Source organism: Desulfovibrio gilichinskyi, from assembly GCF_900177375.1.
GTDB classification, from domain to species: domain Bacteria; phylum Desulfobacterota; class Desulfovibrionia; order Desulfovibrionales; family Desulfovibrionaceae; genus Maridesulfovibrio; species Maridesulfovibrio gilichinskyi.
On the sequence record NZ_FWZU01000004.1, the window covers coordinates 201,552 to 215,207 of the forward strand.

Here is a 13,656-nt window from a genome sequence, read left to right on the forward strand (position 1 = left end):
AAACCTACTTTGTTATCCATACATCAGGACTTAAAATTTTGAATTCAGCATGTTCATCTGAAATGATATTACGTTCAACCAGAGTTTTAACCGCACTTTTAAAATCACCTTCCTCGGCATTCCATTTTTCACGGCAATTCTGGATCGTGACAAGTTGGCGGGGAGCTTTGCAATTCTGAGCTGCATCAATCTTTCCACCTTCAAGACTTTCAATCATAAGATAAAGAGAGACAGCTTCAACAGACAGCCCGAGGTCAAAAACAGAAATAGCCATAACAGCCTCCAAAGTTAAAAAAGTGTAAGGGATTAACTATTGTCTTTTTCCGTAAGTAACATTTTGAATATCTTGAGCTCCTCTGCATCCATGGAGGTAAAATTATCCTTGCCGGGGAATGTTCCTGCAAGCACTTCCTCACAATAAGAACTAAGTGCACTGATGCTTTCACCGCGAAGTGCGGCAAACTTTTTAACAAACTTGGGTGTAAATCTATCAAAAAGTCCCAAAATATCATGATAAACTAAAACCTGTCCGTCGGTATCTGGTCCTGCTCCGATCCCAATCGTAGGAATTGAAACCCGCTCTGTGATCTCTTTAGCAACTTCAGACGGAATCGCTTCAAGTACAATGGAAAAACATCCGGCTGCTTCAAGCGCAAGAGCTTCATCCACAAGTGCCGCTGCAGAGCTTGCATTCTTGCCCTGCCCCTTAAAACCGCCGAATCTGGCAACATGCTGAGGAGTCAGGCCGATATGTCCCTGTACCGGTATTCCGGAACTTACAATGGCCTCAACGTGCTTAAGAAATGGAAATCCTCCTTCAAGCTTGACAGCGCGAGCACTGGTCTTGCTCAAAAATTTTCCTGCGTTTTCAACTGCCATCGTCACAGACGGCTGATAAGACATGAAAGGCATATCCCCGATGATAAGGGCCCGTGAAACACCACGTGAAACAGCCGCGGTATGATGAAGCATATCTTCCATAGTCACAGACAAAGTATCTTCATATCCTAAAACAACCATCCCTAGTGAATCACCGACAAGAATCATATCCACTTCCGCGGCATCGGCAATTTGCCCTCCGGAATAATCATAGGCGGTTACTGTTGTAATTTTTCTCTGTCCTTTCAGACTTTTGATCGCAGGAGCTGTAACTTTTTTCATACTGTATCCTCATATATAATTTTAATGTCTTCGCAAAAGACATCCTTTTTAATCACAATATATCCACCCGTAAAAAACAAAGCCACTTGATCAAGAGCAAACCGACTCGTCAAGTTAAATGGATAGAATGTCACACGACAAAAAAAGACCCGGAAAATCCGGGTCTTTTAAAACATGCTGATAAAATTGAACTAAACTTCCTGCATCACCCAGACAACACGTCCGACAACAAGCTTGTTCTGATCTTGAACGGCAATATATAATTCAGGATGCTGCGGATCTTCAGGGCGTAAAATAAAACGTGAATTTTCAGGATCAAAAAAGACTCTGCGAATGACAACGCCTTGATGAGGAACATGAACGGCATAAATATCGCCTGCCATAAGCCGTTTCTGAGTTTCATCAACTCCGGCAAAAGCATTTCTTCTGATTGCCGGCTCCATTGAAGATCCTTCAACCTTAAGAACAACCATCGATGGCCTATAAAAAGTCTCAGGAATATTCAGTTCCCCGACCTGCTGCGGTTTCCAGCTTTCTACATCTGAATCTTCACCGGCCATTGACGAAACGGGAACAACCCTTCCTCTTGACGGAATCTGTCCATACTGGGCAGTGGTTTCACTCAAAATATTGTCCGCAGAGATTTTGCCTTTACCGGGCTTCATATATACAGGCTCAACACCATCGGAAAGCCATTCTGGATTCAGTCCATGAGTTTTATATAACTTGATATACCATTCCGCGGGGATGGAGCTGCGCCTTTTAGCATCCGAAATACTTGATTGCCTAATATCTAAAATTTCAGCCAGCTGGACCTGAGTTCTGGTTCCAGTTGCTTTTTTAATTCTTTCCAATGTTTCATCGAACCATTTAGACATATATATGCCCTCCTAAAGGTCAGGCTGATATCTGGAGTTGGAAGAGTTTCTGCAGTGTAATAAATACAGGATCCCGCAGTTATCTAAAAAGTTAACTTGCAAAAACAAATATCAAATTATTGCTTAATCACAGAATTATAAAATAACAAAAAAAGTTATTTTACTGGTACACTACAAAACCACTTTGACGCAACCAGCTTATATGATTTTATAAACACTATCAAATCACATATAAATAGACGCTGTTCGCTATATACGATATTACGAGTGTAATTAAATTGGAAATGATACTTGTAAAACTATAAAATATCAAAAAATTATATTAAAACAATTTTTTAATACACATACAACTATTTATTATACACAAAAAATATATTTTGTTTACTAATAATATAATTATTTTTTTCGAAAAATATTACTGCTGGCTACTTAAGCGTTAGCAGTACTTCGGCAGAAGCCTGACAAAAGAAATTACTCCGCTCCGAAAGGTAAAATAAAATAAAAATTATTCCCGCGGTCACCGCTTTCATATCCGACATTTCCGCCGTGAAGTTCCACAACCTGTCTTACAAAAAACAAACCATGCCCCGATCCGTATTCATTACCGGTGTTCTCACACCTGAATCCGGCCTGATACAGCTGTTCGCGGTCTTCCTGAGTGATTGGAGGGCCGGAGGTAAACACATTCAGTTTTAACCCGTCCCAGCCATTCTCAAAATATTTTTCCAGATGGTCCCACCCGTATGCAGTAAATTTATCATGCCTACCGTCCGACAGAACAACTTCACGGGTATATTTTACGGCGTTAGAAAAAAGGTTTGCATAGACCTGCGAAATAAGACCGACATCAGCGACAATGCGCACTTCACGATCAGGAACTCCGCCCATACTTAAATCTATCCTGATTCCCCGCTCCTCAAATCTGGATCTATATCGTTCAAGCTGCGGCTCGATTATCTGCTTAAGAAGGTTGCACGGTCTTTTTTCAACGATATACCGTCCTTCTTCAAAATGCCTGCGCCTTAGCAGTGTTTCAAGAAATAGACTTGTCTGCTCGTAATGACTGTGAATTTCATTAAACTGCGAGACTAATCCGGTATACAATGTATTCAGTTCTTTTTTTATTTCTTCAGTTGATTTGTTATCCAGCCCGTCACTAAGCGTCTGAAGGCTTTCAATACGATCCCTAAGCCGATTATAAAACAGCTTAAAATACATATTAGGCACAATAACATTGTGCCCGACATCTTTAACAAGATTGCGGACAAATTCTAAATGATCCTGACTCCTGCGGCGCAAGAGCTTACTGTGCAACTGAAAACCGACCCGGTTAACAAATTTTTCAAAAAACAGAGCCTGATGATCTGAGAGATCATCAAATTTGTAGATCTCATAGCAACCGATGACATCTTCAGCAGGTTTAAACTCAAGTTGACCGATAAGTTCATGATTCCCGCGAATAGGAATAAAAAGATGTCCTGCCGTGAACTCCTTTTCAAGGGGAACGGAGGTGCATACAGGTGATTTGCCTTCTGTCCCTCCGACGGAAATAAATTCGTCCTGCCCGGACGCAATATAAAGTCTGCAATCAACATTAAACAAGACTTTAGGAACGGATGTACACACAGCAAAAAATTCTTCAAGATTATCAAATTCCTGAGCTAAATCAAAAAATATCATTAAGGCCCGTTTCTCTGTTGAAGAAAAACTGTACCCTTTATAATCATCCATTTTTTCGTGAACACGACGCTGTATAATTAACAGCTTTTCCGGTTCGATTTTTGGAATCAGATGTAAGCCTACGCCAAGTGCATCTTTTGTTTTAATTGAATAAACATCAGCACTTTTTTTTGTATCATTCATAACTTATTCCTGCGAATCTATAAAGAAGGATATAAACCAACGCTGTCTTACTATACGGTCCCGAAGTAAAAGGAGCAAGCCGAACTACTCTTTTTTTATGGAACCGCTATACCCGTGTTTACGGCAGATAATTTTTATGAGAATGTCCACCATCCTGATTAACATGGAATGAACATGCCTGAAATTATTCTTATTCAAATATCCGGCGAAGACAAACCCGGACTGACCTCGTCACTGACAGAAGTTCTAGCCGGTTACAGTATCGATATCCTGGATATCGGTCAGTCTGTAATCCACAACCAGCTTGTACTTGGAATTCTGATAAGACTGCCAAGTGAAGCAAAATCTGCCCCAGTATTAAAAGACCTCATGTTCAGAGGTTACGAGCTGGGCGTTACGGTTAAATTCAAGCCAATTGAAGGCGATAAATATGAACACTGGGTCGCAGCGCAAGGCAAGCCCAGACATATTATTACTCTGGTCGGCAACAAAGCAACCGGCAGCCTTATTTCAAAAGTTTCGGACATTATTGCTGAAAACGGTTTGAATATCGATTTTATCCACAGGTTGTCCGGCCGCATCCCGATGGATGGAAAACCTGCGCCAAGATACGCCTGCATTGAATTTTCAGCGCGTGGAATTCCTCTTGATCTAGATTTAATGCGCGCAAAATTTTTGACCATGGCAACAGAAGAGCAGGTCGATATAGCTCTTCAGGAAGACAATGCTTTCCGCCGGAACAGAAGACTTGTTGCTTTTGATATGGACTCCACACTTATTCAGACAGAAGTAATTGACGAACTCGCTAAAGCCGCTGGGTCAGGCGAACTTGTCAGCAGCATTACCGAATCCGCCATGCGCGGAGAAATTGACTTTAAAGAAAGTCTGCGCCAAAGACTGAGTACTCTCAAAGGGTTAGACGAATCTGTAATGGCAGACATTGCCAAAGCACTGCCCATCACAGAAGGGGCTGAGCGTCTTATCTCCAACCTGAAAAAGTTCGGATATAAGACAGCTATCCTCTCCGGAGGATTCACCTACTTCGGCAAGAAACTCCAAGAACACCTTGATGTCGATTATGTCTATGCAAACGAACTTGAGATTGTAGACGGCAAACTGACGGGAAATGTCATCGGAGATATTGTAGACGGAGCTAAAAAAGCAGAGCTGCTCACTGAAATTGCAAAAAAAGAAAAGATCAGTCTTCAGCAGGTAATTGCTGTGGGAGACGGTGCAAACGATCTACCCATGCTCTCTATTGCGGGCCTCGGTATTGCCTTTCATGCCAAGCCGAAAGTAAAAAAAGATGCCCGTCAATCAATCTCGCATTTCGGCCTTGATTCGATTTTATATTTAGTCGGCCTGCGCGACCGCGAGACGGATTAAGCCGATAAATACCGTAATCAAACAATTCTTCATAAAAAAGCCTCTCAAATTAATTTGAGAGGCTTACTTTTAACTTTCTTTTCTATCAGCTTTAAGCTGACCGCAAGCTGCTTTAATATCCTGTCCCATTGACCTGCGGATAGTTGCGGTAATTTCTTTATCCCACAGATATTTTTCAAAGGCTAAAACCTGCGCAGGGTCAGGAGCTTTGTAGAGCGGCTTGTCCCCGGGATTATATGCAATAAGATTAACTTTGCACTTGCGGTGGCCCAAAAGGCGCACAAGTTGCTTGGCGTGCTCAATTGAATCGTTTACTCCGCCGAGCAGCAGGTACTCATAAGTTACCCGTTCACGCGGTTTAAGCGGGTAGTGATCCATTGCGGAGAGTAAATCATTTATATCTGTTTGCGCGGCCTTAGGCATAATCTTTTCACGCAGCTCTTGAGTCGGCGCATGCAACGATATTGCCGGAAGTGTCAAACCTGATTCACCCAAAACTTTAAGCTGCTTTATAAATCCGACAGATGAAACAGTTATGCGCCGCGGCACAAAACTGAGCCCTTCAGGATCATTCAAAGTTTTTAAAGACTTGATCAGTTCATCCAGATTAAGCAGAGGTTCGCCCATTCCCATAAAAACAAGATTCTTGAGCTGATCTAAATTTTTCTGCTCTAGATATGCCCTGCCGACTAAAACCTGTCCGAGAATTTCAGACATGGTCATGTTGCGCTCAAACCCCATAAGCCCTGTATTGCAGAAGGTACATCCCATGGCGCAGCCGACCTGTGTAGAAAGACACTGAGTATAGCGTCCTTCCATAGGGATAAGAACAGTTTCAACCAATGCTCCGTCACCAAGACGCAACAGAAGTTTAATTGTTCCATCTTTACTCGTTTGCACAACATCAAGTTCAGGGTGGTTCAATACAGCTTTGCTTTTTAAATCTTCGCGAAGCCCCTTGGCAATATTGGTCATGTCATCAAAATTGCTTACGCCTTTCTGCCACAGCCATTGCCAAATCTGCTTAACCCTGAATTTTGGGCCTTTAAGCTCTTTTGAAATAAAAGTTTCAAGCTCTTCGTAATCGAGATTCAATATATCAATCATATGTAATGTCTTATTATTTTAAATTTATTGTTTTGGAATAAACCGAACTATTTTAATCTGCTCGGTTACCCATTTAACGGAAAGAGTATTTAAGTCTTCAACGACTATCATATCTTTTATCTGAGGAGGAAGCTTTTCAATAAAGCTACCAAATTCGATGTAATCATGAGCACTGAGCAACATTACGGCACTGTTGAATTTAGTTTCTTTAAAATATTTATAGGCAGGATACTTTTCAGCATCATGGTGCTCACTTTTAAATAAATCAGCCGCATTTTTGGGAGTGGCAAGTGCTTGCAACATTTCTAAGGGAGACGCGCTTGATCCGAGCGAGTACATGCAACCTTGTCCGTGATCAAGTTTTTTAAAATAGTAAACAATATCAGGAAAGGCTTTGATAAAAAACGGCCTGTGCAAAACAAGCATGTTCCCGATTGCAATGTCCTTAAGACCGTCAGTTAAAGCCTGCCCCATAATCGGCATCGGCCTGTTCTCAGTAATGGAAACATATGACGGTAATGTTCGATAATAAAAAGGCATGACGGCAACTATAGCCAAGGCTCCGCCGACTATATGCAAAACCGGACGTTCCGCCTGTTTAATACTCACCACAAGCAGGACCGCAAAGAAACAGGCAAAAGCCAGGAAAAACGGAATCATGGTATCCATATACTGATGAACCGGTACACCGTCCGCCAAGTTTACCGAAACTTTCATGGCTTTGAAAGAACGGTAAGCAAGCATTGCCCCCATGGAGCAAAGCCATATGAATCCCATTTCAAAAAAAGTGCTATATGATTTATCCCGCTTTGCATTCACAAGCCAGTCGCAGACTATGATGGAAAGAATCGGCAGAACAGGCAGCATATAACGGTTGGATTTGAGCTTGAACAGCAGAGTAAAAGTTAAAAGATATACGAGGAAAATACAGGTCATAAAGACGTATTTTTCATCAAATTTTTCTTTAATCGATTTCCATATCCCGTATACGGCTCCAAAAACATATCCCCCCCAAGGGAAGAAGATAACTGTCAACGTATCAAAATACGGATCAAGCCGGCTCAGCTTTTCAAAGAGCTTTGAGCTTGTGGTCGAAGTGTTAAGGAAAAATTGGCCTACAAGTCCTTGCGAATAGTCAAAGCCTGAGTTCACCCACGCTGCGTACAGCCAAAGCGCAAAGGCGATACATCCGGTTGTAGACCAGAGTAATAAAATCTTGCGCTCCTTCCATGCGTTACTGATAATTCCGCTGACATTTATGGAGGATAAAAATGATGCGGACTGATCAGCCTCGTGCTTAGCGCGGACATTACACCTGATTCCTTCAGCCAGAACATATCCGGCCAGCGGTAAAAATGCGAACGGGCCTTTTGCCAGGACGCCTAAAGTAGTAATTACAGCTCCGCTGATAGACACAATTTTGCGTTTATCTCCGAGATATCGCAGCAGGTAGCAATAAGTTGCCCATGTTACGCAACAGGTAAAAACAATATCGACCTTCATCATTACAGACATAAACTTAAACAGCACAGAACTCTGAAGCATCAAAGCCGCGAGCAATCCAGTTGCCGGGCCGAACATTTTTTTACCTGTTAAAGCCGTTGCCAAAACTACAAGCATTGAGCAAAGAACTGTCGGCAGTCTTAAAATAAAAAGAGTATTGCTGCCGAAACCGTTAAGTGAAGCTAGCCATGCAAAAGGGTACATAACCCAATATGTAAGCGGAGGTTTTTCCATCCTGGGCATGCCGTCAAACATCGGTGAAAAGAAATGCCCCTGTGAAAACATTTCATAGACAGCGCGCGCATATTTAGGCTCATCAATATCATAAAAATAGTTAAGAGAGATCCCGTAAAAAGAGACTGCAAAAGAAAAAATAAGCAATAATCCTAAAAGAATTCTCCAGTTTTTCTGGTAGAAATAGTCAGGACCGTGCATTGAGTCATAGTTCATGTATATGTTCCTAAAAGGTTATTAATCATAAAAACAGGAGTTCCCCTGCTAGGCATAAGCTTTATCAAACTTTCCCGGCCAAGTCGAAAAGAGCTGTACTGGATTAAATCAGCTTCATAGGTTAATAAGAAGCCAGCGATTATCTATTATTAAAAGAGGCTGACATGCGTTTCCGATCAACATTGAACTTGTTTTGCGTTATATCAATTTTTATAACACTGAACGCGATTGCGGCTGCAGCTTCGCCTACCATTGCAATCGAAGATTTTAAAGACAAATCAGGACGTCCTGCAACAGAATTCAAAGAATTTCTCACAAAATCTCTTACAAAAGCAGGATTCACTTGTTGCAATAATTCAACAATGAGAAATTATGTCCGATACACTCTTGCCGGAATCGTTGAAAAAAACAAGAAAGGAACTTCATATTCCGTTCTGCTAACCGATACTTTTTCCCTTGAACCGAGTGTTTTTTTTAACGGAAAACAAATAGGCGGAACAAATACATCGCCTGCAGCATCCAAACTTGTTAAATCTGTCGCTAAATTTCTTTCCAGCCAGACTATAACTTCAATTGAAATTGTCGGAGATTCAAGGCTTACTCCGAATGCGGTGATGGCCTTAGCTCAAATTCGCCCCGGCGAAACTGCTTCGCCTGAAAAAATTATTGCAGGAAGAATTATTCTTGAAAATTGTGGATTATTTAAAAATGCACAGCTCTACATAGCTCCCGGACCTGAAGGCCGTCAGCTCAGAATTACGGTAAAAGAAGGAGTCATGGTTATTGCAAACAGCATGGACGGCCCCGGAAAAGCTGTTATTGACAATATTCTAGGCCCAGCTACAGATGATCTGCCGGAATTCCCAGCAATTCCTGAAGATCCTGAACAAAAAGATTTATCCACTGTCAGTGCAGGTTTTCTTGCGCATGAAGCAGAAAAAGCTCTTATAACATTTGAATCAACTGATTCAGCATATACCATAGAAAATCTTGAATATTTTGTAAGTATTGCTTCCGCCATTCGAAATAGAATCTATTCCTATAACACTCCATGCAGAGACTTATGTGTAATTCTTTTTAAGATGTGCTCTGTTCTTGATTCTAAAACAGCCAGAGATATAACTGCACAATTTCAAAGAGACTTCATGCAGAATTCTTCTGATCCTGAAACAATGGATAAAATGCTTAGCCGCATCGAATTTTTAAATCAATCACATGACATCGCGGCCGAAGCAGAAGTAACTCTAGCATCCAGATTATATTCCGACAGTCCACATTCCCCGATTATCCCGTGGGTTTTATCTTCACTAGGGGAGCAGGCTCTAAAGGTAGAGGATGTCAAACGCGCGGCTCCTTTGTTAAAAGCCTCCATTGTGATTTCGTCACTTCCTGTCTCACCGGAAATGCTTATTCTTGCCGCACAGACTCAGTACAGCAATCTTGATAAAAACTCCGGTGACGCCGCGTCGGCACGGCTCCGTCCGTTACTTGCAGAACCAAATTTGAACCTGTCTGCTAAAAAACAAATAAAATCACTGGATCGCTGGGCCGCATTATGTGAGACAGTGCTGGCCATTTCTGACAAAGATGAATTTGAACTGCAACTTGAAAAAGGTGATGCTTTAATTCTTCTGAACAGACCGGATCTGGCCGAGCCATTATTTCATCGTCTTCATGAAGAGAAACCTGATGACGCAAGACCCTTCACAGGATTCGGAAGACTTGCATTCCAAAGAACCGGAAATCTTTACTCTGCAAGACCTTACATAGAAAGAGCTTCCAAGCTGAATCATCGTGACCGCTTTTTTTATGAACTGGCTCTTGCTTACACCCTGAAAAGAATCACAGGCGAGGCTCTACCTACAATCAATATTGAAGGCAGAAACTCAGAAGAGGCTTCTGCAACCAGATTTCTTTTACCCAAGGCCGCACTTTATGATGCAGGATATGAGCAATTCAACAAGGCTCAAGCATTGCTTATCAAGGCAGGAATAAATGTTCTTGATGACTGGTTATCCTATACACCTATTGCTAATGATTCCGCATGTGAGAACATGTATGTACAGACCGATCTGTTAAAAACTGAACTTCCTGATTCTGATGAGATTCTGCTCGCCAACTATTTTTTTTCAGTCTTCGTAAAAGACAGAACAGATATCAGGAAAATGCTGACTATCCCGCTTAGCAGCCGCGTAGGGCTGGAACCACGGATAGCGCAGATTAACATTCTTATAAGAGAAATATCTATACACCCGACACTACCTCTTGCCGAGGCGATTCAGTCCGCAGTTGTATCCATTGCCGCCGATGCTGATAATCGAAGTAAAGTTGTAGCACTTCAAGCAGATGCTCTGGCCATAACCGGACTTTATATGAACTCAAAAGAAAATCTTATCAGGGCTAAATCCCTTTATGGGCTAGCCGCGGGGTTAAGTTCCGGCACGGAAAAAGGAAGATTGCTGAACAATCAGGCTTGCGTGTATCTGGCGTTAGGACAAAAGAGTGAAGCGGACGATCTCTACGATGAAGCCATGGACAATTCCCCGGACTTTCCAGAGGCTGTAACACTTGGAAATACTGTGTCATCTTCTTCTCAAAAAGAACTTAAAGCGAAGCTGTCAGGTTACATTGAAAAGGTGAAATCAACTGAGCTGAAACAAGCGGCTCAGGACATTCTAGGAATAGAACCGAAAAAAACAGCAGGAAATTCAACTGACAGGGCAGTTAAAAACAATCAAACCTCATCTGTAAAAGTATCTCCCCAGGCAGGTTCGCTTCATATTCTTCTAAAAGAATCATCAGCGACAGAGGTAGATTATAACAATATTGAAGGGTTGAAACTGAACTTTTTATACAAAAGCAACCCATGGCTGCTTCCTGCAAAAGCGAAATAAGAATTTCAACAGTTCAGCTAAAACAGATTATTCCGACTCCAAAATATAATTCATTTGCGCAGCCATCAGCTTAAGCGGCTCTACACTCCCGGTAATTCGCATTATTTCCATCAGCGTTTCAGCACCAAGCTTCGCTTTCGGATCATCCGGATTTACTTCACGCAGCAATGTTTTAGGGCTCTTTCCCAATTTTTCAGCAAGGACCTCTAACGGAACCGGTCCGTTTACTACGAGTTCCTGTATTGCTCTTTCAATCTCTTCAGACATTTTATAATAATCCTCTTCCAATATTTATTCCCCGCCAAAGTAAGTAAGTGATATAATAAAAAACTCAAACACTCAACAAACCAAATGCCGCTCATGACAAGGTTTTATCTTCAACTCACTTTCCAATATTATTTCTTTCATAAAAATGATACAAACTCAGAGGTAAAATTGTCACCAGATTGTAACAATTAATATTTGCCGATCAATCGTTACAATCTGCAAGGCTTGTAACGATTCTTATAATTACCAGTGAATTTTCTATAACTTGACCTAACGACATTATCGTGCTTGTTACTGCTCTGTAACAAAACTAGTAAACGACCTCTGTTCTTAAATAAGCATACAGGTTTGGAGGGAGCTTTGCCCAAGAAATCTTTACACATGAAAATTCTACTCTGGGGATGGGCGGTTATGCTCTGCGCCCTGTTGCTTACGTTTTGGTTTTACTACGGAACAGTGGCCGAAGAACTGGCCAATTCAAGCGAACAGGATACTTCCAGGCTGCTTAATTATGTCCGCGGGCAAATCAGCAAGAGTGAAGAAGTTCCCGGGACATCCGCTTTTCAGGGCCAAGTCACCCAGCTGGGTCATGCACTTGGAATCAGAATTACGTACATTAAAGACGGTAAGGTTTTAGCAGACTCTGAAGTTCAGGAAAAACGTCTGCCTAAACTAGATGACCATTCAAACAGACCTGAAGTTATTGCTGCTGAAGCAAGCGGCTCAGGCGAAAATATAAGATTCAGCAAAACGCTCGACACCCGTATGCTCTATGTAGCAAAGACCATGAACAAAGAAGGTGAATTCCTGCGTCTGGCTTTGCCATATTCAGTGATCGGCGACCGCCTTGATCGCGTAAAAACACACTTTGCCGTTACCCTGCTTTTAATAGCTATGGGCTCAGCCTTACTCCTTATATATATAGGCAAGCGAACCTCAGCCGCTGTAACAGAAATTTCTGCAACTGCGCGTGCAATCGGTGAAGGTGATTACAATAAGCGTATCCGCATAATCCCCGGCGGTGAATATCAACTTCTGGCGGATTCGGTCAACACAATGGCCCGTAAAATTCAAGGCCATATTGAAATCATTGAAGATCAGAAAAACAAACTAGATGCCATGTTCGACAACATGAAAGAAGGCATCATGGTTCTTGATACTGACGGTAAGATTGAATCTGTAAACAACTCTATGACTGAAATTGTCCCTGAAACAAAAGACAGCAAAGGACGGATGCCTCTTGAAGTCCTCACCCGTCATGAAATTCAGGACTCCGTTGACGCGATCATCAACAATTCAAACTCCACTAAATCCGATTCGATAATTTTAGACTTCCCTGACGGACGGTCACTTAACGTCACCGTCTGTTCTTTCAATGATTCCAGCAATCGCCGTAAGTTAATCCTTGTATTTCATGACATCAGTGAAGTCCGCCGCATCGAAATGATACTTAGAGACTTTGTCTCCAATGCTTCACACCAGCTTCGCACTCCGCTGACAAGCATCAAGGGATACACTGAAACAATTATTGATAATCCGCCTCAGGACGCCAAAATACTTGCTAAATTTTTGAACATCATTCTCGAAAATGCAAACCACATGTCAAAAGTGATCACAGGCATGTTTGCTCTTGCACGCAGTGAATACTCCGGCAAAAAACTTCGATCAGAACCGACAAGCCTTAACGGAACAATTCTTCACAGCATCAACAACCTGACCAAAATTGCCGCTGCGAAAAATATACAAATAATTAAAGGGATCATTCCTGACGAATTGGTTGTAGGCACAGATGAAGGATTAATCCAGATCTTTGAAAACCTGCTTGAAAATGCCATCAAATATGCCCCGGAAAACAGCTCTGTTAAAATTGAAACAAAGCTGGAAGAAGGTTCAATAACTACAAAAATTATTGATGAAGGGCCTGGAATCCTTCCTTCTGACGCAGAAAGAATTTTCGAACGTTTCTTTAAACTTGATGAAAATGCTGTCGAAAACGGCAGCTCAGGATTGGGACTTGCTATCTGTCGCAGTCTTGTTCGTAATTTTAATGGGGACATATGGGTTGAAAGCCCAGCTAATACATCTACCGGAACAGGCTCTGCATTTTGCGTAAAGCTTCCGGTAGCAGACGGCGAATAACGCCGATA

10 protein-coding genes are annotated in these 13,656 nt (G+C 41.8%); 3 read left to right on the forward strand and 7 right to left on the reverse strand.

Annotation, left to right across the window (positions count from 1 at the left end; all coding sequences use genetic code 11):
• Positions 1 to 4: 4 nt before the first annotated feature.
• The 4 genes from B9N78_RS12385 to B9N78_RS12400 form a co-directional block, all read right to left on the reverse strand.
• The gene (locus tag B9N78_RS12385) at positions 5 to 274 is read right to left on the reverse strand and encodes a hypothetical protein (protein ID WP_085102730.1); all 270 of its coding nucleotides are present in this window, start codon (positions 272 to 274) and stop codon (positions 5 to 7) included.
• A 32-nt stretch (positions 275 to 306) separates the two neighbouring features.
• A complete protein-coding gene (gene panB / locus B9N78_RS12390) occupies positions 307 to 1,161 on the reverse strand; it encodes a 3-methyl-2-oxobutanoate hydroxymethyltransferase (protein WP_085102732.1) in 855 nt (284 codons plus the stop codon).
• Between the two features lie 191 nt (positions 1,162 to 1,352).
• Positions 1,353 to 2,039, reverse strand: coding sequence for a LexA family transcriptional regulator (locus tag B9N78_RS12395; RefSeq protein ID WP_085102734.1), 687 nt, complete (start codon positions 2,037 to 2,039; stop codon positions 1,353 to 1,355).
• 471 nt (positions 2,040 to 2,510) lie between these two features.
• The gene (locus tag B9N78_RS12400) at positions 2,511 to 3,902 is read right to left on the reverse strand and encodes a sensor histidine kinase (protein ID WP_085102736.1); all 1,392 of its coding nucleotides are present in this window, start codon (positions 3,900 to 3,902) and stop codon (positions 2,511 to 2,513) included.
• A gap of 174 nt (positions 3,903 to 4,076) precedes the next feature.
• Here B9N78_RS12400 and serB point away from each other — a divergent pair, with 174 nt between their 5' ends.
• Positions 4,077 to 5,288, forward strand: a complete 1,212-nt coding sequence (gene serB / locus B9N78_RS12405) for a phosphoserine phosphatase SerB (RefSeq protein WP_085102738.1) — start codon at positions 4,077 to 4,079, stop codon at positions 5,286 to 5,288.
• A 69-nt stretch (positions 5,289 to 5,357) separates the two neighbouring features.
• On the opposite strand, the gene rlmN is transcribed toward serB, so the two are convergent.
• Together rlmN and B9N78_RS12415 are read right to left on the reverse strand one after the other, a co-directional pair.
• Positions 5,358 to 6,395 carry a dual-specificity RNA methyltransferase RlmN gene (gene rlmN / locus B9N78_RS12410; protein WP_085102740.1) on the reverse strand — a complete coding sequence of 346 codons (1,038 nt, stop codon included), beginning with the start codon at positions 6,393 to 6,395 and terminating at the stop codon, positions 5,358 to 5,360.
• Positions 6,396 to 6,419: 24 nt separating this feature from the next.
• Positions 6,420 to 8,348 (reverse strand): ArnT family glycosyltransferase, encoded by a 1,929-nt coding sequence (locus tag B9N78_RS12415; RefSeq protein WP_085102742.1) that lies wholly within the window; start codon positions 8,346 to 8,348, stop codon positions 6,420 to 6,422.
• Positions 8,349 to 8,512: 164 nt separating this feature from the next.
• Here B9N78_RS12415 and B9N78_RS12420 point away from each other — a divergent pair, with 164 nt between their 5' ends.
• Positions 8,513 to 11,242: a tetratricopeptide repeat protein gene (locus B9N78_RS12420; RefSeq protein ID WP_085102744.1), complete on the forward strand. Its 2,730-nt coding sequence runs from the start codon at positions 8,513 to 8,515 to the stop codon at positions 11,240 to 11,242.
• Positions 11,243 to 11,269: 27 nt separating this feature from the next.
• On the opposite strand, the gene B9N78_RS12425 is transcribed toward B9N78_RS12420, so the two are convergent.
• Positions 11,270 to 11,509, reverse strand: coding sequence for a phage regulatory CII family protein (locus B9N78_RS12425; protein ID WP_085102746.1), 240 nt, complete (start codon positions 11,507 to 11,509; stop codon positions 11,270 to 11,272).
• A gap of 360 nt (positions 11,510 to 11,869) precedes the next feature.
• Here B9N78_RS12425 and B9N78_RS12430 point away from each other — a divergent pair, with 360 nt between their 5' ends.
• Entirely contained in the window at positions 11,870 to 13,648 is a 1,779-nt protein-coding gene (locus B9N78_RS12430) for an ATP-binding protein (RefSeq protein WP_245805546.1), read from the forward strand.
• Positions 13,649 to 13,656: the final 8 nt, after the last annotated feature.

What these genes read in the sequence shown, in the direction of transcription:
- B9N78_RS12385 (WP_085102730.1), bottom strand. Translation starts at nt 274, where the DNA reads ATGGCTATTTCTGTTTTTGACCTCGGGCTGTCTGTTGAAGCTGTCTCT.
- panB (WP_085102732.1), bottom strand. Translation starts at nt 1,161, where the DNA reads ATGAAAAAAGTTACAGCTCCTGCGATCAAAAGTCTGAAAGGACAGAGA.
- B9N78_RS12395 (WP_085102734.1), bottom strand. Translation starts at nt 2,039, where the DNA reads ATGTCTAAATGGTTCGATGAAACATTGGAAAGAATTAAAAAAGCAACT.
- B9N78_RS12400 (WP_085102736.1), bottom strand. Translation starts at nt 3,902, where the DNA reads ATGAATGATACAAAAAAAAGTGCTGATGTTTATTCAATTAAAACAAAA.
- serB (WP_085102738.1), top strand. Translation starts at nt 4,077, where the DNA reads ATGCCTGAAATTATTCTTATTCAAATATCCGGCGAAGACAAACCCGGA.
- rlmN (WP_085102740.1), bottom strand. Translation starts at nt 6,395, where the DNA reads ATGATTGATATATTGAATCTCGATTACGAAGAGCTTGAAACTTTTATT.
- B9N78_RS12415 (WP_085102742.1), bottom strand. Translation starts at nt 8,348, where the DNA reads ATGAACTATGACTCAATGCACGGTCCTGACTATTTCTACCAGAAAAAC.
- B9N78_RS12420 (WP_085102744.1), top strand. Translation starts at nt 8,513, where the DNA reads ATGCGTTTCCGATCAACATTGAACTTGTTTTGCGTTATATCAATTTTT.
- B9N78_RS12425 (WP_085102746.1), bottom strand. Translation starts at nt 11,509, where the DNA reads ATGTCTGAAGAGATTGAAAGAGCAATACAGGAACTCGTAGTAAACGGA.